The sequence below is a fragment of the Staphylococcus sp. 17KM0847 genome (assembly GCF_013463155.1).
GTDB lineage: Bacteria > Bacillota > Bacilli > Staphylococcales > Staphylococcaceae > Staphylococcus.
The window spans coordinates 1735629-1759347 of sequence record NZ_CP040781.1; the positions used below are offsets into that span (position 1 = coordinate 1735629).

General features: G+C 37.4%; 21 protein-coding genes. 3 read left to right on the top strand and 18 right to left on the bottom strand.

The features are described 5' to 3' along the window. Positions 1 to 52 precede the first annotated feature (52 nt). Complete coding sequence (locus FGL66_RS08620) at positions 53 to 1249, bottom strand: CynX/NimT family MFS transporter (RefSeq protein WP_180809407.1); 1197 nt, start codon at positions 1247 to 1249, stop codon at positions 53 to 55. Between the two features lie 287 nt (positions 1250 to 1536). Here FGL66_RS08620 and FGL66_RS08625 point away from each other — a divergent pair, with 287 nt between their 5' ends. Beyond that, positions 1537 to 1887, top strand: coding sequence for a DUF4889 domain-containing protein (locus FGL66_RS08625; protein ID WP_180809408.1), 351 nt, complete (start codon positions 1537 to 1539; stop codon positions 1885 to 1887). Between the two features lie 98 nt (positions 1888 to 1985). Here the strand turns inward: FGL66_RS08625 and FGL66_RS08630 are convergent, their stop codons facing one another. The 3 genes from FGL66_RS08630 to FGL66_RS08640 form a co-directional block, all read right to left on the bottom strand. Next, the gene (locus tag FGL66_RS08630) at positions 1986 to 2888 is read right to left on the bottom strand and encodes an EamA family transporter (RefSeq protein WP_180809409.1); all 903 of its coding nucleotides are present in this window, start codon (positions 2886 to 2888) and stop codon (positions 1986 to 1988) included. 302 nt (positions 2889 to 3190) lie between these two features. Further along, positions 3191 to 4264, bottom strand: a complete 1074-nt coding sequence (locus FGL66_RS08635; protein WP_180809410.1) for a M42 family metallopeptidase — start codon at positions 4262 to 4264, stop codon at positions 3191 to 3193. A 168-nt stretch (positions 4265 to 4432) separates the two neighbouring features. Beyond that, entirely contained in the window at positions 4433 to 4789 is a 357-nt protein-coding gene (locus tag FGL66_RS08640; protein WP_180809411.1) for a DUF3139 domain-containing protein, read from the bottom strand. 192 nt (positions 4790 to 4981) lie between these two features. Between FGL66_RS08640 and FGL66_RS08645 the strand changes: the two genes are divergently transcribed. Continuing rightward, positions 4982 to 6574, top strand: a complete 1593-nt coding sequence (locus tag FGL66_RS08645; RefSeq protein ID WP_180809412.1) for a M20/M25/M40 family metallo-hydrolase — start codon at positions 4982 to 4984, stop codon at positions 6572 to 6574. 55 nt (positions 6575 to 6629) lie between these two features. Here FGL66_RS08645 and FGL66_RS08650 read toward each other — a convergent pair whose 3' ends face one another. The 14 genes from FGL66_RS08650 to FGL66_RS08715 form a co-directional block, all read right to left on the bottom strand. Beyond that, positions 6630 to 7790 carry a nitrate/nitrite transporter gene (locus FGL66_RS08650; protein WP_180809413.1) on the bottom strand — a complete coding sequence of 387 codons (1161 nt, stop codon included), beginning with the start codon at positions 7788 to 7790 and terminating at the stop codon, positions 6630 to 6632. 321 nt (positions 7791 to 8111) lie between these two features. After that, entirely contained in the window at positions 8112 to 8762 is a 651-nt protein-coding gene (nreC, locus tag FGL66_RS08655; RefSeq protein ID WP_180809414.1) for a nitrate respiration regulation response regulator NreC, read from the bottom strand. Positions 8763 to 8775: 13 nt separating this feature from the next. Further along, complete coding sequence (locus FGL66_RS08660) at positions 8776 to 9819, bottom strand: sensor histidine kinase (RefSeq protein WP_180809415.1); 1044 nt, start codon at positions 9817 to 9819, stop codon at positions 8776 to 8778. Next, on the bottom strand, positions 9819 to 10280 hold the full coding sequence (gene nreA / locus FGL66_RS08665; RefSeq protein WP_180809416.1) for a nitrate respiration regulation accessory nitrate sensor NreA: 462 nt from the start codon (positions 10278 to 10280) through the stop codon (positions 9819 to 9821). The genes FGL66_RS08660 and nreA overlap by 1 nt, the downstream gene beginning before the upstream one ends. A 15-nt stretch (positions 10281 to 10295) precedes the next feature. Then, complete coding sequence (narI, locus tag FGL66_RS08670) at positions 10296 to 10973, bottom strand: respiratory nitrate reductase subunit gamma (RefSeq protein ID WP_180809417.1); 678 nt, start codon at positions 10971 to 10973, stop codon at positions 10296 to 10298. Beyond that, on the bottom strand, positions 10966 to 11541 hold the full coding sequence (gene narJ / locus FGL66_RS08675) for a nitrate reductase molybdenum cofactor assembly chaperone (RefSeq protein WP_180809418.1): 576 nt from the start codon (positions 11539 to 11541) through the stop codon (positions 10966 to 10968). Before narJ ends, narI begins: the two co-directional genes overlap by 8 nt. Beyond that, positions 11534 to 13090, bottom strand: coding sequence for a nitrate reductase subunit beta (narH, locus tag FGL66_RS08680; protein WP_180809419.1), 1557 nt, complete (start codon positions 13088 to 13090; stop codon positions 11534 to 11536). Before narH ends, narJ begins: the two co-directional genes overlap by 8 nt. Continuing rightward, positions 13080 to 16751, bottom strand: a complete 3672-nt coding sequence (locus tag FGL66_RS08685) for a nitrate reductase subunit alpha (RefSeq protein ID WP_180809420.1) — start codon at positions 16749 to 16751, stop codon at positions 13080 to 13082. The genes narH and FGL66_RS08685 overlap by 11 nt, the downstream gene beginning before the upstream one ends. 404 nt (positions 16752 to 17155) lie before the next feature. After that, positions 17156 to 18097 (bottom strand): uroporphyrinogen-III C-methyltransferase, encoded by a 942-nt coding sequence (gene cobA, locus FGL66_RS08690; protein ID WP_180809421.1) that lies wholly within the window; start codon positions 18095 to 18097, stop codon positions 17156 to 17158. Next, positions 18088 to 18399: a nitrite reductase small subunit NirD gene (gene nirD, locus FGL66_RS08695; protein WP_180809422.1), complete on the bottom strand. Its 312-nt coding sequence runs from the start codon at positions 18397 to 18399 to the stop codon at positions 18088 to 18090. The genes cobA and nirD overlap by 10 nt, the downstream gene beginning before the upstream one ends. 5 nt (positions 18400 to 18404) lie before the next feature. After that, positions 18405 to 20810, bottom strand: coding sequence for a nitrite reductase large subunit NirB (gene nirB, locus FGL66_RS08700; protein ID WP_180809423.1), 2406 nt, complete (start codon positions 20808 to 20810; stop codon positions 18405 to 18407). After that, positions 20803 to 21264: a precorrin-2 dehydrogenase/sirohydrochlorin ferrochelatase family protein gene (locus FGL66_RS08705; protein ID WP_180809424.1), complete on the bottom strand. Its 462-nt coding sequence runs from the start codon at positions 21262 to 21264 to the stop codon at positions 20803 to 20805. The genes nirB and FGL66_RS08705 overlap by 8 nt, the downstream gene beginning before the upstream one ends. Further along, positions 21233 to 21985 (bottom strand): sirohydrochlorin chelatase, encoded by a 753-nt coding sequence (locus tag FGL66_RS08710; RefSeq protein ID WP_180809425.1) that lies wholly within the window; start codon positions 21983 to 21985, stop codon positions 21233 to 21235. Before FGL66_RS08710 ends, FGL66_RS08705 begins: the two co-directional genes overlap by 32 nt. A gap of 138 nt (positions 21986 to 22123) precedes the next feature. Continuing rightward, positions 22124 to 22675, bottom strand: coding sequence for a GNAT family N-acetyltransferase (locus tag FGL66_RS08715; RefSeq protein WP_180809426.1), 552 nt, complete (start codon positions 22673 to 22675; stop codon positions 22124 to 22126). A 174-nt stretch (positions 22676 to 22849) separates the two neighbouring features. Here FGL66_RS08715 and FGL66_RS08720 point away from each other — a divergent pair, with 174 nt between their 5' ends. Next, a complete protein-coding gene (locus FGL66_RS08720; protein ID WP_180809427.1) occupies positions 22850 to 23668 on the top strand; it encodes a formate/nitrite transporter family protein in 819 nt (272 codons plus the stop codon). The last annotated feature ends 51 nt before the right edge of the window (positions 23669 to 23719 follow it).

Here is a 23719-nt window from a genome sequence, read left to right on the forward strand (position 1 = left end):
AAAAAAGATGGTACAGAAACCTAATCTTTAAATAGGGGTTCTGTACCATTTTTTAATCAATATATGTGTTTTGAGTTGCTAACCACCCAAACATAAGTACCATTGCGTCCATAAATAAAAATAATATAATTGCGACAGACCACGTATGGAAATAATCATACACAACACCTATTAAGAAAGGGCCTATGGCAGCAACCCAATAACCAATAGATTGTCCAAAACCAGATAATGCCATACTGACACGTGTTGTACGTGCACGAATTGAAAAAAGTGTCATACAAAGACTAAAACAAGCGCCTATGCCCATACCAGTCAAAATCATTGCACAAATGAGCAACCCGTACTGCTCTGTAAATAACAAACAAAATCCTGTTCCCATTAAACCCGCAATAATATATATAAGCGTACGTTGGCTTTGCATTTTAGCAGCAATAATTGGAAATGTAAACGTCATCGGTAATTGAGCAAATTGATTAATCATCAAAAAATAGCCTGCTGTTTCAGGTGTAAAGCCTTTACTCACTAATATGGAAGGGTACCACGTGACAATACTATAAAACATCATGGATTGAAATGCCATGGTCAGTGCTACTGCCCAAGCCATCTTGGAACGATAAATTCTCACTGGTGTCCCATCATCACTAGATTGTCCCATATCTAACGTCTCATCTTTTTTTCGTAACTGTGGTACCCATACAATTAATGCACTTATCGCAAAAAGCACCCAAAATACTAACGAAAAACGATAATGCCATGGCGTAAGATTGGATAGTGGATAACTCAATCCTCCACCTAAACCAGCCGTGAAGTTCATCGTCACGCTATAAATGCCCGTAATTAATCCAATTTGAAGTGGAAATCGCCATTTTGCATAAGCTGGAAGCGTCACATTGCCAAATGCGATCGCAATACCTAGCAAAACGGTACCGATAAAGAAAGTCACAGCGCCCCCACTTATACGCAACACAAGCGCTAAGCTTATAAATAATACGGCATAAAATAAAACGTGTGACATTGCATATTTTTGTAACACTTTTGATGCAAGTGGTGAAAAAATACCAAAAATAATTAATGGCACTGTCGTAATCAAGCCGGCAACACCGTTGTTAATATATAAATCCGTCTTTATCTCATTAATAACTGGTCCTACTGCTGTCAATGGTGCACGCAAAGTTGCAGCAATCAAGACAATACCTATGACTAATAACCATTGATCTTGAATACGTCTACCACTAAGTTGATGATTCATCTTTATACGCTCCTCTACACCATTTATATTTAAATCTATCTTACCATAACTGATTACTATATTCTTAAATAACTTTGTATATATTAACTTATTATGTATTTGTATAAGTCTATATTTTTAAACTCTGATGATTAAGAACGATACCTAATCTCTCTTATGCTTTAATAACTCTTTTACAGCTTCTCAAAGTCATAATTTTGTCACATTATGCGGATTGTTCATCCTTTCTGAATACGCTTACTTTCGATACAATGAATATATCTTTTAAATAAAGGAGCTTATGATACATGAAACAAAAACAAACTCTCGGTATCATGATTATCGCTGCAATGCTCATCGTGACGATTGGTATCGTTATCGCAATTATGATGACAAGTCCAAAAGAAACTTACTATGGTTATATGATGAGTGACACAACAGCTGAGAAGATTGTCAGCGAAAAAGATAAAGCAGTAGAAGAAAATGTCACACTGTCAACGGACAGTAACTTCCAACCTAAGCAAGGTGATTTTGTTAAATTAACGGCTAAAGAAGGCAGTCATGATTTTGTTAAACAAGAAATTGTTGATCATGATGATATCCCACATGGCTTAATGATGAAAATTCATGATATGGATATGCATTCACATCACCACTAAACACACAAGCAGGCACTTTCATTTTTCTGAGAAAGTCGCCTGCTTTTTATTGCGATTGTCTTTTTCAATTATCAAAATAATGATCGGATGATTCGTTTCTACTTTTTGACTACTGAAAGTACAACGACCATCAAGATAATAAAAAGAACACCTAAAAATTGCCATACTCCAAAAGAAACATTAAGCCAGATGACAGATGTCAATAATGCTGTAAGTGGTTCAATCGTTCCAAGTAAACCCGCTTCATGAGGAAATAAATAATGCAAACTCTCTATGTAAAACCAAAAGGCAAACATTGTTCCAAAAATAATGGCAAACCAAAACAGCAAATGTGTCTCAAGCGTCCAATCTGTAAAAGTCACTTGCCAAGGTGGGTGTAAGAAACTTAAAGCTATGCCACCGATCAACATCCCCCAACCTACTACATTAAGTGATCCCCATCTTGCCAGTAGTCTAACAGGATATATCGTATAAAATGCAAGTGCAACTGCTGATAATAATCCCCAAACAATTGCTCGTTTTGGCACTTGAAGATTTTCAATATCACCATTTGTTAGCAATAAATATGTTCCTGATATTGCAAATAATACTGCAATCACCTCTTTTAAGCCCAGTTTCGTTACTTTAGTGAGTACCAAATAAAATATAATGATAATCGGTCCAAGATACTGCAACAGCGTCGCAACCGCCGCATTACCATAACTAATGGATGACATAAAGGTGTACTGAACTGCCAACATACCAAGAATACCATAAATCACAATTTGTATTGCTGCATGTTTATCCCACCAAATGACAAAAACTTTTACCCCTTGTGTCATAAAAGCAATCATAATAAGTAACAATCCTGAAATGATAAGACGTACTGCAACAAACCATGACACATCTAAGTTGGCATGCTGAAAAAGCCATTGTGAAACTGTACCACCGACACCCCAAAATGATGCACCGACAATTACTAAAATGTAGCCCATCCAGCGCTTTTGATGTTGTTGTGTCATATACCATCCCCCATTTTCATATTATTTTATACAATTTAACATGTTTACCTAGTATCTACAATGCATGAATGACACCCCGATCGTAACAATCACCTTTCAATCAATGCCTTTACAAAAAGAGAACGTATAAGATGTTTCTCATCATCTACGCTCCCTTCAACATATATGCTTAATATGATAATCAACAATTAGAGGTGAATCATGAAATAGACTGGTATCAGACTTTCAACTCCCAATACTACCGAAAACACAACGAATGCGCTTTGATGCGTTAAGGCTATCGTTCCGCTCGCGTCTTGTATTTACCAAATGATCTCATCTACAACTTCATCTGTTAATGCTTTCACCACTTCTACGACTAACTTTACTGCTTGTTGATAGTCTGACTTACTCATTACAGAAACATTAGAATGCATATAGCGTAGTGGTACTGATAATGCGACAGATGGCACACCGTCTAATGACTTATGTATATTACCTGCATCTGTGCCACCACCCGGTAGGGAATCCCACTGCAAACGAATATGATGTGCCTTTGCTACATTTTTAATGTGACGAATTAAGCCCGTGTGCCCAATGTTGCTTGCATCCATATTCAGAACAATAGGACCATGTCCTAACCTCGTATCACCATCAGAAGCCAATCCAGGTGTATCATAAGCAACACCTACATCTACTGCAATTGCTAAGTCAGGCTTAACTTTATGCGTTGCCACTTGTGCACCACGTAATCCCACTTCTTCTTGAACATTTGCACCTGCAACGAGATTAATATTTAAGTTTTCTTTTTTCAGTTCGTCTAAAACATCTACTGCCAATGCACAACCAAAACGATTATCAAACGCTTTAGCCGTCATATAATCTTTATTGAGTAATGTCTCAAACTCTGAATAAGGTGTAATCATATTGCCAATCTCAATGCCTGCTTCTTCTACTTCGGATTTACTACTTGCACCGACATCAATAAACATGTCTTTAATATCAACTGGCTTTTGGCGCGCCTCTGCCGTTAAAATATGAGGTGGCTTGGATCCAATAATACCTCGAATTTTTTCCCCATCATCTGTTGTAATTGTCATTTTTTGCGATAACATCACTTGATTCCACCAACCCCCTATTGGTGTAAACTTAATAAAGCCATTATCGTCAATTTTTGTCACTATAAATCCGATTTCATCCAAATGACCTGCAATCATTAACGTACGCTTACCTGTCTGCGAAGTTTTTTTACCGAAAACACCACCTAAGTTATCATATATCATCTCATCACTATTCGGCTTTAACAACTCTGTCATCGTCGCTTTCACATCATATTCATGACCTGCAATGCCATCAAGATCGGTTAAGCTTTTTAACAACGTTTCTGTCTTTTTCATATAAATTCCCCCTCTTTTATATTTTATAATTATCATATCAAAACACTTTCTATTTTGTATAATAATCCAACTGGTCACCTCAATAAAGTACAAAAGCGAGACAGTTTTCACTCACTTAGGAGTTCAACGCTCTCGCTTTAAACATACAACTCAAATAATTTGTTTTTTTTATTTCATTTTATAATTTTCATCAAAGAAGTTATATTTGGCTTTTTTATCATGTTTTTTAGTATCCGTATCAAATCCTTGTAAGAAAAAGCCTCTTTTTAAATGTATCGGTTGTGCAATATATGTATTTTTTGTATCCCCTTCAAAAACAATTTCTTTATAAAACACACCTTTTCGTGGATCGTACTCATGCTTTTCTTCAATAATCTTATCTTTTAAATGATGCTCTGTTAAATATTGATCAATCAATTTTAAGTTTTGACTTTTTTGATAACCTTTATAACCAAAAAAGCCAGCCCCTACTAAGATAAATAGTAAAACAATTGCTAATATAAAACCTACTATTTTCTTTGCCATTATGTACGCCTCCAACGTCTTAAACTATTATATAGAGTAATCTTAACACAACTGAATCGTTTTCAGTATATACTCTTTTGTGCGTCACACAATAGTCAAAAACAGGCTGTCTACTAAAATATTTGTGATTGATATGAGAAAACCTTTACAATAAAGATAAAGTTACATTATCAACAAAGGGGAGAGATGACTATGACAGCTCAATGGCAAACACCAGAGCATCGTGAAGCATTGCTCAAAAAACTTGTTGCACATTCAAGTGTTACACATTCATCCGGAGAAAAGTATTTTCCTTATTTGATTCAAGAAGAACTTTCACAACTGCCTTATTTCCAACAGCACCCTGAATACTTATCCCTCGTGCCAACTGATGATGCACGTCATGCAGTTGTTGCACTTTATCGTTCATATCATACAGCACAAACGATTACACTCATCAGTCATTACGATACAGTAGGCATAGATGATTACGGTCCCTATCAGCATTTAGCCTTCGATACAGATGCTCTTTCAGCAGCTTTCAAACAAAATATTCACCTTTTAGATGCTATGAGTCAAGACGACTTAAAATCCGAGCAGTATTTATTTGGGCGTGGTGTAATGGATATGAAACCCGGGCTTATGCTTCATATGTCACTCATCGAACGTGCTATTTTAGAATCTTGGGACATTAACCTCATTTTAGTCACCGTACCTGATGAGGAGGTAACATCTAAAGGTATGCATGCTGCTATTGAATACTTAGATACACTTTGCCAAACCTATCAACTCTCTATCGCTTTACATTTGAATAGCGAACCTACTTTTCAACAAGCACATCTCGACAACAATCATTATCATTATACAGGTTCTATCGGTAAGATTATGCCCAGTGTACTTGTTTATGGAAGAGAAACCCATGTGGGTACACCTGCTGCTGGATTAAGTTCTAACTTTATTATGAGTTATATTCAACAAGAAATTGAATATCATTCGCGCTTTCAAGAATCATTTGAAGATGAACATACGCCTATGCCCGTGAGTTTGCGTGTATCTGATATTAAACAGCAGTATGACGTTCAAACGCCTTTTCGATCGGTTGCATTATTTAATATGTTTTTATTTAAACGCAATGCCGATGAACTCTTTCAACAATTTAATACAGCAGTGTTAGAGGGGATGAAAAAGGGCGTCAAACACTATCAACAACGTATTGCACAAGAAAACATTGCCCCCCTAGACATGCACTTTATGACTTATGATGCACTTTTAAATCATGCTTTAGAACATCATCATAGAACATCTGTTTATGCATGTATTGATAAGGGCATACAAACTGATAGTGCACCTCATCAACAATCTATTGCGATTGTTGATCGATTGATGAACTTATGTAGAGAACTTGGTCCTACTGTTGTCACGTTTTTTTCACCGCCCTATTATCCTGCAACAAATGCTTCATACGATGCATTGACTGAAGCGATTAGTCAGACACTCAATAAAACGTCACTTTCGCAATTTAACAGACCTTCACGACGTATACATTACTTTAATGGTATTAGTGACTTGAGTTATGTTTCACCATCTCCCAATGGTTCCGGATTTGAATCCTATGTGCATAACACTCCTGTTTTTAACCAAACTTATTCTATTCCCTTCGATGCGATCGAACACATTCAAGCTCCGATGATTAACTGTGGACCAATCGGTAAAGACGCACATAAAATAACGGAACGTATTCATAAAAAAAGTGTCTTTGAAGAATTACCTGTTCTTCTTGCTTCAATAATTAAAACGCATTTTTAACAATAAAAAGACGCCTTATACATCGTTGTTTCCATGTATAAGACGTCTTTATTTACTATACTGTGACTTTTTCACGTTTTGACAAGTTGAACATTGTCAATAATGCAACTACACCAAAAACTGCTAATAAAATGAACGCTAAGTGGCTTGTGCCTGTCATTGATGTTACAGCCGAAATCACAAGTGGTGGGAAGAATCCTCCGAGACCCCCCATCATTGATACGATGCCGTTTGCAACACCAGCTTCTTTTGAAAAGTAATGAGGTACCAATTTGAAAATAAGACCATTACCGATACCTGCACAAATACTAACAGTCAAACAACCGATTGTGAAAAGGAACATTGTACTTGATATACCTAAAATTAATGCACCTACAATCATGAGCGAGAAAAAGACTTTTAACATTGTTACAGCATTGAATTTATCTCCAAGAATACCACCGATTGGTCGTAAAAATGTTGCTAAAGCGATGAAAACACCTGTACGAATACCTGCATCTACTTTATCTACACTGAAATGTTCTACTAAATAGTTAGGTAAGAACAATCCAAATGCTACAAATGCACCGAATGTAATGAAATACCAAAAACTTAAATAGTACAGCTTGTAGTTCGCTAATAATTTTCGTGATTGTTCAACTAATGGTACTTTAACTTTTGGTTCTTGACCATCACCTAAGATAAACATTAAAATCGCAAAAGCTGCCATAACGATTAAGTAACTGAGTACTGTATTTTGCCAACCAATAATACCCGCAATAGGAGGTGCTAGAAAAGCTGATACCGCTGTACCTAAGTTACCCATACCATAAATACCGTTTGCCAAACCAACTTTATCTTTTGCGAAATATTTTGGAATAGATGTTACACCTACTGAGAAAATAGCGCCACCTACACCTAAAAAGAAACCAGCAAACATTAAGTTACCCGGTGTTGTCGCCTGACTCAATAAGAAAATAGGCACAAGTAACACGAGAAAACTTGTAAAAAATACCCATTTGGCACCGACAATATTTGTTAAATAACCAAATGGTACACGTAAAACTGACCCTAAAATAACAGGGATCGCTAAAATAATAGAAAGCTGTCCACTCGTTACTTCAATGTCTTGGGAAATAAATGGCATTAATGGAGCAATGATACTCCAAGCCATAAATCCAGCAACTAAACTGAATGTTTGTAGCCCTAACTGTAAACCACCCTTTGACTTATTCATCATTCATTCACCTTTTCTTTTATAATTCTCTAGCATCAAAAAGTATCTTAATACACCCACTTTTGATAAGCTTGTTCATCATCAGTTTAACCTTATTGTGAAATGTATAACATAAGGACTTCCCCTATACTCACAGAGGAGTATCCCCTAATACAAAATAAACACGATGATTTATAGTAAAAACCTGCACACATCAAATCATGCGCCTAATCATTTACGCATTTTGATAGCTTCTACCTTATTTGCCACAGATAGCGCAACAACTAAAAAAGCAACTTCAGCTGTATGAATACAACCAAAATTGCTTATGATTTTCGTGCCTTAAAAATCAAGCAGCTTTTTCTTTAAGGCATATTCTACAAGTTCAGGTTTAGATTTCAAATCTAATTTATCCATTATTCGTGTTTTATGTGCTTCGACTGTTTTTACAGAAACAAATAATTTTTCTGCAATATCTTTATTGCCATACCCTTTTGCAATCAATGGCAAAATTTCCAACTCTCGTTTTGATAAAATCTTGAAAGGATCATTGGAGTACGTATCATCATTGGACGACTGCACAAACTCTTTTACTAAAGATGTCGTCATTTTTGGATCGATATATGTCTGTCCTTTATAAACCGTTCTAATCGCTAGTAAAAGTTGTTCATCAGGTGCATTTTTTAAAATATAACCACTCGCACCACTTCTCAAGACATGGAAAAGGTATTCTTCATCGTCAAACATTGTAAGAATTAATATTTTCGTATTTGGAAAACTATCTAATATCTTACTTGTTGCAATTAATCCTGATTCCCCCGGTGGCATACTTAAATCCATAATTAGCACATCTGGTTCATGTTCCATCACTTTTTGATATGCTTCCACCCCGTCAGCAGCTGTTCCGACGACTTCCATATCTTCTTGAAAATTCAAAATCATCGAAAAGCCCGTGCGTACCACCGCGTGATCATCTGCAATTACGATTTTCATGCACTTCTTCCCCTCACTTTTGGTTAATTGGTACATCAAGCGACACAATTGTACCTTTGCCTTTTTGTGTTTCTATATCTAGGTGTCCATTAACCAGTTCAGCACGTTCATTCATACCATAGAGTCCTAGCCCTGAGCCTCTTGGCGAATCGCTCGGTTCAAATCCTTGACCTTGGTCAGATACTTCCGCATATAAAAAGTCTTCTGTTCTTCTGATGGAAACATCCACAACATCTACACCCGCATACTTCATCGCATTAAATACCGCTTCTTGTACAACACGATAGACGACTGTTTCAATCTCACTGTCAAAGCGTTGTGGTGTCATATCAAAATGATAATTCACCATTAAGCCATAGTTTAACTCAAGCTGTTTAAAATAGGATTTAAATGCCGCATCTAACCCTAAATCGTCTAACGAAGAAGGTCTTAATTCTAAAGATAGGTTGCGAATATCATCAATCAACTTAGTCATTAAACCTTCAATATTCTGTGAGTGCCCCAATAAAGTTTCCATATCCTTTTGATACTTGAGAAGACGCAACTCTACACTTACATTGAGTAGCTCTTGAACTACACCATCGTGCAGCTCTCTCGAAATCCGCTTACGTTCGTTTTCTTGAGCTGCAATTGTTTTACGTATCATGTTACGTTGATATAATTTTTCTTGACGTTGTAGCTGTGGTGTTACATTTTGTAATGTAAAAGCTTTGATTTGGTTCACTTCATCTATTGTTTGATACGTTGCTGTAAAAGGTTCTACCTTATTATCTGTTGTTTTCATAAAAACTTGAAATGCTGTATTACCTAAATCTTCTGCTTGTAAAAAACAGTTATAACATGTTTGTAAGGCATGTTCATTCGTATGCCCTTCACAGCGCCCACATATCGTATTAGATATGCCACTCAAATCATTCTCTGGTGATATCACACGCTCTGCTGCTTCATTCATATATATAACTTTTCCTTCAGCATCGATAAAAATAATCATCTCAGAAGTCTGATGGTAATATGCATTTAAAAAAGATGAAAGTTCTTCTTTTTGCTGCTCTATCATCATTGCATCACCTTATCTTCGCTTGTTAAACTACCGATTCCTTTAATTTCAGAAACATTTTTAGCAACTTGTGGCAATGGTACACCCTCTCGTTGACCAAATAACAATACCCCTTTGACACGATGATTATGCCAAAGTGGTATTGCCACAATAGAAGTCAGTTGTTCACTGATTAAAATAGGGTAGTTAAACAACGCGCTTTGAATTTGCTCTTCATTCGCATCATGAATAATCATAGACTTACCTGTTTTCATGACATTGCCAGCTACACCACGCCCATAGCGTAGTTCGATGCGTCGATATCTTTCATTTAAGTTGCCTGACACGTATCTCCATTTGATTTTCGTGCCAACATGATCTTCTGTCGGTAATGCGATACCAGCAAAGTCAAATTGATATTTATGACGCAATCTATCTAACTCTTTTTGATAATCATGTTGTGAGAAATCAATCTGGTTCACGGTCATCACTCCATATTAAATTTTATGTTTACGATAAATAATATAACTGCGGCTTGCATAAGTCAATGGCACGCTCCATACGTGTACCAAACGCGTAAACGGCCAACACGCCATAATCGTAAAACCTAATAATACATGCAATTTGAAAGCAAGTGGTACATTAACCATTAAACTTGCATCTGGGCTAAGTGTAAATAACCCTCTAAACCAGATTGAAATCGTTTGGCGATAATCAAAATCTGGTACTGTTGCATTGGTTACAAGTGTTGCATAACATCCTGCAAACACAATACCTAACAATAGGAAATTTACAAAAATATCTGATGCTGAGCTTAGACGACGTACATTTTGCTTTGTTACGCGTCTTGCTGTTAATAAAAACATACCTATTAACGTTATTATACCAAAGATACTACCAATATACACAGCACCGATATGGTAGAGATGATCATTCACGCCAACGCGCTCTAACCAATGTGCTGGAATTAATAATCCAACAACATGACCAAAAAATACTGGAATAATTCCTAGATGGAACAATAAACTTCCCCATTTAAGCTGCTTCTTTTCAATAAATTCACTCGATTTTGCAGTCCATGAAAATTGATCATACTTATAGCGTGCAATATGACCAATAACAAAGATTGCAAGACAGAGATAAGGAAAAATGACCCATAAAAATTGATTAAACATGGTGTTTCACCTCATTGTCTTCTACTATACAGCGCTTTAAAGTTTCACGGAGTCCCCGAATTAAATGACTGTATGGATTTTCTTTTTCTTCTAAATGTTTCATGATTGGATACGTGCCATCCTCAATAATCATAATAACGAGCTGCATATTCTCTTGTGCACGACTATCTCCATCAGTATGAGCGGCATATAAAAACTCTAACATCAACGGTAGATAATCTGACAACTCATTAGATGGCATCTCAAGGCCGAACATTTCGTACAAGACCTTGAGTTTTGCCAACATTTGACCACGCTCTTTCTGCGTATCAAATTTATTGAATGTCATATATAATGTTGTTTTTTTATTAAAGTCAAACGTATCTGTATATAATGCTTGAATATCAGCTAAACTTTTTTCATACATTAATTCGCGATATGTCACCATATGAGGGTACGCAGGATGTGCCTCATTAAATACGTCTTCGAATGTTTTTGGGTGAAACGTGAGCTTCTCCGGGAAACTTAATTGCTGACTCATATAACCTAATGTGTCTTTATAGTGTTTCAGCATATCAAGATTAATCACGGAAGATCCCTCCATAGAAGCTTTCATTGTAAATCTCTTGACCTGTTTTACCACCTGATCCTACAGGTACACCACAACCATCACAGTTTGCACCAAAGTATTCGCCACCGTATCCTTGGCTACCTTGTGCAGCATAAGTGTCCATATATTGTTCTTTGTGAGATGTTGGAATCACAAAACGATCTTCATGTTTTGCAATTGCAAGTAAACGATACATATCTTTGGCTTGACGCTCTGTTAAACCTACACGCTCTAAACGTGACAAGTCAAATTCACGTCCTGTATTTTGAGCACGCATATAGCTTCTCATCATTGCCATACGTTGTAATGATCCTTTAACAGCTGTTGTGTCACCTGCTGTAAATAATTCAGCTAAGTACTGTACAGGTAGACGCATTTCCTCAATAGCTGGGAAGATGGCATCTGGATTATTTGCAGAGTTTTTACCTTCAAAGTAATTCATAATTGGGCTGAGTGGCGGACAATACCAAACCATTGGCATTGTACGGTACTCTGGATGTAATGGGAATGCCAATTTGTACTCAATCGCCAACTTGTAAATCGGTGAGTTTTGTGCTGCTTCAATCCACTCTTGTGCAATACCGTCTTTTTCTGCTTGTTCAATAACCGCTTCATCAAATGGATTTAAGAATAACTCTAATTGTTTTTCATATAAATCTTGTTCATTTTCAGTTGAAGCTGCTTCTTGTACGCGATCTGCATCATAAAGGAGTACACCTAAATAACGCATACGACCTGTACATGTTTCAGAACATACAGTTGGTAAGCCTGCTTCAACACGTGGGAAACAGAAAGTACATTTTTCTGCTTTGTTTGTTTTCCAGTTGAAATACACTTTTTTGTATGGGCAACCAGTCATACAGTAACGCCATCCTCGACACGCATCTTGGTCTACAAGTACAATACCATCTTCGTCACGTTTGTACATTGCACCTGATGGACATGATGCAACACAGCTTGGATTCAAGCAGTGTTCACATAAACGTGGTAAATACATCATGAATGTTTGGTCAAAGTTAAATTTGATTTCTTCTTCAATCTTTTGAATGTTTGGATCTTGTGGGCCTGTAATATGTCCGCCTGCCAAGTCATCTTCCCAGTTTGGACCCCAATCAATATCCATGCGCTCACCCGTCATGACTGAGTGTGCTTTAGCCACTGGTGTATGTTCAGAATCTTTGGCTGTTGTCAAATGTTCATAGTTGTATGTCCATGGCTCATAGTAGTCTTTAATGACCGGCATATTAGGGTTGTAGAAAATTTTACCAAGTGCAATCTTATTAAGACGTGTACCTGATTTAAGTTCTAGCTTACCATTTTTGTTAAGTGTCCAACCCCCTTTGTAATGCTCTTGGTCTTCCCAACGTTTTGGATAACCAATACCCGGCTTTGTTTCCACGTTGTTAAACCACATATATTCTGCACCCGGGCGATTTGTCCATGTGCTTTTACATGTCACACTGCATGTATGACATCCAATACATTTATCTAGGTTTAATACCATTGCTACTTGTGCTTTAATCTTCAAGCCAATCCACCTCTTTCATCTTTCTAACAGCTACATATACGTCACGTTGATTTCCGATTGGTCCGTAGTAGTTGAATGAATAACTAATTTGTGCGTAACCACCCATCAATTGTGTTGGTTTCAAGTGAATACGCGTTGGTGCATTGTGTGAGCCACCACGTGTACCAGAGATTTCAGATCCTGGTGTCTCGATATGTTTATCTTGTGCATGATACATAAACATTGTACCGCGTGGCATACGGTGTGATACAACTGCACGTGCCGTTACGAGACCATTTCTATTATAAACTTCTAACCAATCATTATCGTTAATATCATGTTGTGCCGCGTCTTCGTTTGAAATCCATACAGTTGGACCTCCACGGAATAACGTCAACATATGTTGGTTATCTTGATATGTTGAGTGGATATTCCACTTACCATGTGGTGTTAAGTAACGTAATACAAGTGCATCAACGCCACCCTTAACCTCTTTATCTTTTGTACCGAATACCATTGGTGGCAATGTTGGTTTGTACACTGGTAATGCCTCACCAAATTGTTGGAATACTTCATGGTCGATATAGTAACTTTGTCTTCCTGTTAATGTTCTAAACGGTACAAGACGTTCAATGTTCGTTGTAAATGGTGAATAACGGCGACCTTGTTTATTAGAACCCGGGAACACTGCTGTCGGAATAACTTCACGTGGTTGAGATGTTATGTTCAAGAATGTAATCTTTTCAGATGCACGCTCTGCCGAAATATCTTTAAGCTCCATGCCTGTTTGTTGTTCAAGATCTTCATATGATTTTTGCGATACACGACCATTTGATGCAGAAGATACGTTTAGGATAACATCTGCTACTTTACGCGCTGTATCAATACGTGGCTTGTTATGCTTAACTGAGTCGTCTTCCCATGTTCCTACTATACTGCGTAATTCATCGTATTCTTCTTTTACGGAGAAGCTCACGCCATGTGCCCCAACTTTACCATTTTCAAGTAATGGACCAACAGAGATAAATTTATCATGTACATCTGTGTACGTACGATCTACAACCGCAAATCCTGGCATTGTCTTACCTGGAATTGGTTCCACCTCGCCTTTTGTCCAGTCCTTGATCAAACCATAAGCTAGAGAAATCTCTTGTTTAGAGTCATGTGCTAATGGTGCTGTCACAACATCTTTGAATGTACCAGTCAGGTGAACACGTGACATATCTGAGAAGGTTTTACTTAATGTTTTAAAGATATCCCAGTCAGAACGAGATTCCCATAATGGGTCAATTGCCGGATTGAATGGATGGATGAATGGATGCATATCTGTTGATGAAATATCATGTTTTTCATACCATGTTGCTGCTGGTAATACGATATCCGAATACAATGGTGTTGCTGTCATACGGAAGTCCAGCGCTACTAACAAGTCGAGCTTACCTACCGTATCTTCACTCCACTCGATTTCTGTTGGCTTATCTGTTTCATTCGGCTCTGCCATTAATGCAGATTTCGTACCTAATAAATGTTTCATAAAGTACTCTTGACCTTTAGCCGAGCTTGAAATTAAATTTGAACGCCATACGAACAACGACTTCGGATGATTTTTACGCAATCCTGGATTTTCAACTGCAAATTTTGTCTTACGTGACTTCACATCCTCTAATGCGCGTTGTAATATCGCTTCATTTGTAAACTCACCTGCGTCACGTGCTTCTTCACCCCATAACAAGCTGTTACGGTCAAATTGTGGATATGATGGCAACCAACCGTTACGTGCAGCAAGAACATTATAGTCTGCTGGGTGTTGTAACTTAATATTTTCAGCAAGTGGCGATGCTAAGCGATCTACACCAGACTCCTCATATTTCCATTGATCTGTTGCAAAATAGAACCAGCTTGTTCCATTTTGTAGACGTGGTGGACCTTGCCAGTCTTTTGCAAAAGCAATAGTACTCCATCCTTCGATTGGACGACATTTTTCTTGACCTACATAGTGTGCCCAGCCGCCACCGTTTACACCTTGACATCCACATAAAATAACAAGGTTTAAAATCGAACGATAAATCGTGTCAGAGTTAAACCAGTGGTTAATACCTGCACCCATGATAATCATTGAGCGACCACCTGTGTCAATTGCATTTTGCGCAAATTCACGTGCCACTTGTGTCACGACATTTGCTTTTACACCAGTCACTTTTTCTTGCCAAGCTGGTGTATAGAACGATGAAGCATCTTCGAAACCTTTTGCTTCTAATTCGTGGCCAAAACGTTTCACACCGTATTGTGACGCCATTAAATCGTAAATTGTCGTAATATATGTTTCTTCTCCGTTTGCTAGCGTCACTTTACGTACAGGAATTGGTCTTTCGAATACGCCATTACCTGCATTGTCAAAATAAGGGAATTGTACAGTTGTAAGTTCGTACTCACCTGTTGCTACTGTCATTGCTGGATCAATTTTTTCCCCTTGCTCATTTTCTAATTTAAGGTTCCATTGCTTACCTTCTTCCCAACGTTGCCCCATTGTTCCATTTGGCACTTGAATGCTGTTTGTAAATGTATCAATTACAACAGGTTTCCATTCACTGTTTTCAGTTGTGCTACCAAAGTCACTTGAGCGTAAGAAACGACCCGCTTTATAGCCATTTTCATCTTTATCTAAGCGAATAACAAATGGCATATCAGAATATTGTTTTGCATAGTTGATGAACATTTCAGAAGGTTGATCTTCATAAAATTCCTGTAAAATAACGTGCGTCATCGCCTGTGCAATCGCTGCATCTGTACCCGGATTTGGTGCTAACCAGTTATCTGCAAACTTAACGTTCTCTGCATAATCTGGTGCAACCGAAACCACTTTAGCACCTTTATAACGCACTTCCGTCATAAAGTGTGCATCTGGTGTACGTGTCAATGGCACGTTAGAACCCCACATCATAACATATGACGCGTTATACCAGTCACTTGATTCTGGCACGTCAGTTTGTTCACCCCAAATTTGTGGTGATGCTGGTGGTAAATCGGCATACCAGTCATAGAAACTAAGCATTTCTCCACCAAGTAATGAAATAAAACGTGCACCTGCTGCATAACTAATCATTGACATCGCTGGAATTGGTGTGAATCCCGCAATACGGTCAGGTCCATCTTTTTTAATGGTATAAATTAATTGTGCCGCAATGAGCTGCGCAACATCTTTCCAATTTGCTCGCACATGTCCACCTTTACCACGTGCTGTTTTATAGATACGTGTCTTTTCTTCATCTTCAGCAATAGATGCCCATGCTGAAATTGGATCGTCGTTTTCAGATAATGCTTGTTTCCATAATTCCCATAATTTACCTCGGATGTATGGGTATTTAATACGCAATGGGCTGTACTCATACCAAGAAAAAGATGCACCACGTGGGCACCCACGAGGTTCAAACTCAGGCATGTCTGGTCCACAACTTGGATAATCGATTTGTTGGTTTTCCCAAGTAATGACACCATTTTTGACAAATACTTTCCACGAACATGATCCTGTACAGTTGACACCATGTGTTGTACGCACAACTTTGTCATGGCTCCATCGCTCTCTGTACATTTTTTCCCATTCACGGCTCTTGTGCTCTAACACTGACCAATTTCCATTGAACTTTTCAGTCGGTTTAAAGAAATTCAATCCAAATTTTGCCATATTCATCCTCCTCAATAGACATAGGCTTTCCTTATTATCTTTATTTTACATTTGCTCAAAATTTCACGATACTAGGGAATCGCCTATTTATATACGCATATTCCCTAGATGTTAAAAAAATCACAAAGTTGATGTGACTTATCTCAACCCTAACGCATACATGATTTTCGTTCATTTATAATCTCTCTTCTACATCATTCATTTGAAAAAACAACTAAAAAAGTGTGCTAAAAACCTTATCTTTACAATAAAAGTTCTAACACACTCTTAACCTTATTTGATGACGTCAAAATCATATCAACAGCTACATATTGATTATCCTAGCGATTGGCACACTACGTCTTCTAACTATTTCTGACAAATTACTATTATTCTATTTCAAATTATACAACTTTAACCCACACTTAAACCGTTCTATATTTTGTAAATGTCATATCTTCTATCCACTGTGTTAAAATGGTTTGTTGACTTGGATGAAGTTCTGATGTCTCTCGATCATCGATTAATGCAGCACCACCTCGTTCGAATATATGATATGCTTCATCAATACATGTTGCTCGCATTCCTTTAAGCAATACCATTTCCGGTACCTCTTGAACATCAGGTTTAATCTCTTCTACATCTCGTACGACTTCACCTACGATTGTAACTCCCGGACCAGGTCGATCAGGAAGCGCTGAAATTTTATGTGCAATTGTTGTAACTGTTCCGCCTATAATCAGTTGATTGGGTCGTGTCGCGTTAAAAATAACAGCCACCGGATAATCAATACCTACCTTATCCATAATTTCAGTCATGAGTTGAGGTAAGCGTTTGACACCCATATAAATCGCTAAAGTCCCTCCGTTGTCAAGCGTTGTAATATCTATCTCATTCTCCACATCATCCTTAAAATGACCTGTTGTAAATGTAATATTCGTTGAGATTTGACGCTCTGTGAGACCTCTGCCCAATTGACTGATTGCTCCACTCGCCGCTGTAATCCCCGGAACAATCTCAAAGTCAATATGATGCTTTCGCAACATTTCTACTTCTTCAGCAACTCTTCCAAAAATAGCAGGATCTCCGCCTTTGAGACGGACAATATACTGATACTCTTGCGCTTTTTCGACAAGTAATTCATTGATGCGGTCTTGTTTAATATATTTTGTATAAGGCGTCTTACCTACATGTACCCACTCAGCATCTGGACGTGAAAGCTGTAAAATAAAAGGATTCACCAGTTGATCATATAAGATGACATCTGCTTTTTGAATACAGCGCTCTGCTTTTTTAGAAAGTAGGCACGGATCTCCTGGACCCGCACCTACTAAAAACACTTTTGTATGATCGTCTATTACAGACATAAGTAAACCTCATCATCAATCACTTCTACCTTATATGTCTCAACACAACCTTCATCTGGTGCTTGTACTTCTCCCGTATTCAAATCAATTTTTTGATCATGTAATGGGCAAAATACATAATGACCACTCACAGTCCCTTCAGACAATGGACCTTGTTTATGTGGGCAAACATTATTGACTGCTTTAATCTCACCATCTTCCATTAAAAACAAACCAATTTGCTTATCTTCTACTATAACCTTTTTACCAATCAATGGGACTAACTCTGAAATATGCGCCACTTTTACTTTTTGTTGTAGCATCGCCATTACACCTTCTCTACTTCAAATATTTTTTGTTTTTGACCATCATTTATAATATCATTCCACGGTTCTTCGGCTATTGCTGCTTTTGCATCCATAATACGTGCATACAATTCCTCTTGTTTTTCTGGGTCTAATACAACTGACTTTACTTGTTCAAAGCCCATGCGCTTCAACCAAGGTGCTGTACGCTCTGCATAAATACCTGTTTCACGATAATATTGCATATACGCACCACATAATTTAACGACTTCATCTTCTGTGGCAACTGTTGTTAAAAATTCTGCTTTAACAACATCCGTACCACCATTACCTCCAACATATACTTGGAAGCCATTTTCCACACCGATAATGCCAAAGTCTTTAACACCAGACTCTACACAACTACGTGGACAACCTGATACACCCATTTTAAATTTATGCGGCGTATCAATATATTCAAATGTTTTTTCTAAACGAATTCCCAGTTTAGTCGTGTATTGTGTACCAAAACGACAAAATTCTTTACCCACACAACTTTTTACTGAACGCGTTTTCTTCGCATAGGCTGATGCCGAACGCATACCGAGATCATCCCATACTTTTGGCAACTCTTCTTTTTTCACACCGTATAAACCAATACGTTGTGAACCTGTTACTTTTACAAGAGGTACATCGTATTTCTTAGCGACTTCACCTAATCGAATCAATTGATCTGCATCTGTTACCCCGCCACGCATTTGTGGAATCACTGAGAATGTACCATCATTTTGAATATTTGCATGGTAACGTTCATTAGCAAATCTTGAAGCTTTTTCATCTTCATGATCATGAGGGTAAACCATATTCAAATAATAGTTAATCGCTGGTCGACATTTTGGACAACCACCTTTATCCTTAAAGTCTAATACGTGTCTGACTTCCTTCGATGTTTTCAAACCTTTTGCTCGAATTTGAGTTACAATTTGGTCACGTGATAAATCTGTACATGCACAAATACCTGTTGGTGCATTTTCCACAAAGTCTGCACCAAGCGTATACTCAAGTAGCTCCCCAATTTGTCCTTTACATTTACCACAAGAGTTACCCGCTTTAGTTACACGCGTCACATCCGCAACAGATGTTAATCCTTGTTCTTTAATTGCATTGACGATAACGCCTTTTGACACACCATTACAACCACAAATTGTTTCGTCGTCATCCATATCCGCTACACTGATGGCATCAACTTCACCCGCTTTATGTAAAATAGAAACGAGTGTATATTCATCAATCGTATCACCTTTTTTCATCATGTTATAAAAGCGATTACCTTCTTCAGTGTCACCGTATAATACTGCACCGACAATTTTCTTATCTTTAATAAATACTTTTTTATAAATATTATCTACACCATTAAATGTTTCGATGCCACGCACTTCTTCATTTTCTGTAATACGCCCAGCACTGAACAAATCACAGCCTGATACTTTTAATGACGTGAATGTTGTAGATCCTTGATAGCCTTCTGTTGGTCTACCTGTAATATGATCTGCAAGCACCTTACCTTGGTCATATAGTGGCGCTACAAGACCGTATACTTTAGAGCGATGTTCTGCACATTCTCCTACTGCATAAATATTAGGATCGCTTGTTTTCATAAAGTCGTCTACAACAATACCACGTCCAATTTCTAAACCAGCAGCACGTGCTTCTTTCGTTACTGGACGAATACCTACTGCCATAACAACCATATCTGCATCCAGTACACGACCATCTGACAAACGAATTCCTTCTACATGCTGTTCACCAATAATTTCTTGTGTATTGGCTTGTAATTCAAATTTTATGCCTTGCTTTTCAAGATCTGCTTTTAATAGCTCTCCTGCTTTGCGGTCTAATTGAACTTCCATTAGCCACTCAGCTAAATGAACCACCGTGACATCCATGCCTTGATCGACTAAACCACGCGCACACTCTAAACCGAGTAACCCACCACCAATAACAATCGCTTTCTTTTTGGTTTGAGCTGTTTCTAACATTTTTTCGGTATCGTCAATGGTACGGAAGCCAACAACCCCTTCTAAACGAGAGCCATCAATTGGCAAAATAAACGAGTCTGAACCTGTCGCAATAATCATTTGATCATACGCAACAACTCGACCACTTTCTGTTTCTACATGTTGTTTTTCTCGATCAATTTTAACGACTTTATCACCTGTAATCAGTTGAATCCCTTGTTCTTCATACCACTCATATGGATTCATAATTGTTTCTTCAACAGTCATTTTATTTTGTAAAATATTAGATAACATAATACGGTTGTAGTTTGGATAAGGTTCTTTACCAATAATCGTAATCTCAAATTGATCTGGATCACGCTCTAAAATTTCTTCAATTGTACGTACACCCGCCATACCGTTACCAATCATCAATAGTTTTGTTTTACTCATGGATATCCTCCTCTAATGTTTCTAAAAATGCCTTAATTTTCGCTGTATATTGCTGTGTTTTACGAATAGACTGACCCGCCGATCCTACACTGACAGTTACATCATCATGTACAACTGTAAGCATATTGAAAAAGTCTGATTGTTGTTTATCTCCTGTATGATTAACCCATTGAGATGGCGTCGCATCCTGTGTAACTTGATCATTTACTGTTGCATTGTTTGTTGCGACAATAATCAATGCTGCGGATTCAATATCACTCGATTCATACTCTTTTTGTAATAAGCGCACCGTATTGGGCCATGTCTCTTCCAAAAATTTTTCATGAAATTTGGGACTCACAATATCAATTCGACATCCTTCGCGTACTAAAACCTTAAACTTACGCCAAGCAATTTTGCCCCCTCCGACAATAACAACATGCTTATCTTGCAAGTTTAACTGTACTGGATACATATTGTGCCTCCTCACATGTTGCAATGCGTTCTAAAATAATCTTTTTTAATATTGGGTCAAAGTTAATTGCTGATGTATAAGCGACTTCACACGGTAATGCCATATCATCAATTTGGCGTTTCGTTTTATTCACTAAGTAACCATCAAAAAAGAAGAATGGCACGATAAGCAACTTTTCATATTGTTTCGCAATGAAAGGCAGTGTTTCATAAAAGTTAAGCGCACCGTATACCATACTCGGATAACAGTGATATTCAGTATCTGATAACTGTTTTGCAATTGATGTTAATGCCCGATCCGGTTCATCAAAACGCTTGTTTCCATGTGCTAAAATCACAATACCTGTTTCTTCATCAATATCATCTGCATGATGTGATAATTGAGATGCTACCCAATCTGTCATATATGGGTGTGTACCTAATGGCTCTGCCAACTGGAAAGAAACATAATGATAGCAAGCTTGCCATACTTTCATTTTTTCAACAATATCTTCATAATAATGTGATGCTGTGAACAACAATAGTGGCACAAGATTAATTTTGTCATACCCTTGTTGCACATTATCCTTTATGACATCATCTAAAGACTTTATTTCTGACTCTAAAAACGCGACATCATACGCAATGTAAGTCCCTTTAAATAAATGATGCACAAAGTGTTCTAGCGTTTGATTTAACTTACCTTTTCGCATACCATGTACAATTAAAATCGTCTTATGCAATCCCTTCGCCCCCTCACCCTCATTGTAATCTAATTCACACAACTTTTGTGATTATATTCACAACTAAATATAAAATTAGGGAAACCCTTCGCGTGTTGCGAGGGGTTTCCCTAATCACATTTTTATACTGTATCACGTTTATTTATTACTTTTTTCTGACCACGGTGGGGGTATAAGCAGAGCATCATCATAGCGTTCTGGAATTAATACTTTGACCATCATTACACCCTTATCTCCACTCTCCTCTTCCATCTCGTAAAATACATCATATCCTCTATTTTGATATACATCAAGTAGCCACCCCATCTTACGTGCTGACGTCCCCAACACCACAGCAGGTGCTTTTAGCGTATCTCTAAGTATACTTTCTTCAACATAACGCATCATCTCACTGCCATAACCTAATTGTGCATAATCAGGATCTGTTGCCAACCACCATATAAATGGATATTGTGCCACTGGATTTTGAGACTCCCATGGGAAACGAATAGATAACGTCGATACAATGTTCCCATCTATCTCAAGAACATAGCAAGCATTATTTTGAATATTATCTTGAATCATTTCAGGCGTCGCATGAACAGATGGCCAATCGATCCCTACTTCACGTAAAGGTGTAAATGCACGATACATGAGTAGGTATAAAGATTCTGTATCTTTTAATGTCGCTAATCTAAACTGTTTTTTCATATCGATACACCTCTCTTATTTTGCAATGAAGTTATGCTATCAAAATAGATAGACAACAGTATAATCATTCATTTTTTATACTTTCCAAATGTACTATCACAGTCACTCATTATCATGTAAAATAAAATTATACGGGCTAAATATTATATTCAACGAAAATATGGAGGGGATTATATGTCTGTTGAGAAACCCAAAAAAAATATTGAAGATACCTTCTTATCACGGCACATTGTAGACGGGATTATTGAGAGTGTTGCAATGAAAGAAGTGATGTTAGATCGCACAATGTCTCGCTATATTTTAAAATCAATGATGTCTGGTTTTTTGCTCGCAATCGTCACAGTGTTTATGTTAGCAATGAAAACGCAAATGGCGGGTGCTTTACCAGGTGTTATCAACTTGATGGGTGCGATTGCTTTTAGTATCGCCCTAGTTCTCATCGTATTAACACACTCAGAACTTTTAACAAGTAACTTTATGTTCTTAACTATCGGCATGTACTATCGCACGATTACAATTGCCAAATCGATGTGGCTTTTTATCATTTGTTTTTTAGGCAACATCCTTGGTGCGTTCGCGCTATTCATCCTACTTTACTTCACAAAAGTAATGACACCAGAAATGATTACAGCACTCACTGCAACAGTAGATGCTAAAACAATCGAACCTACTTGGATTAATATTTTAGTTAAGGCTATATTTGCTAACTTCTTTATTAATATTGGTATTTACGTTTCATTAATGTTTAAGGAAGGCTTAACGAAAACATTTTTTATCGCAATTGGCGTCATTATCTTTGTCTTTATGGCCTATGAACATGTTGTATACAATGCAGGCTTATTTGTAGGTATGCTCTTTTACAACTTTGACGCTATAAGCTGGGTAGGTGTACTCAAAAATATCACTTTTGCATTTATCGGTAACTACATCGGTGGTGGCCTTATGATTGGATTGTTGTATGCCTATTTGAATGGTACACCAAATCAAAATTAAATCGCTAGAAAAAAGCACGCTAAACAGTAAAACATACTGCTTAGCGTGCTT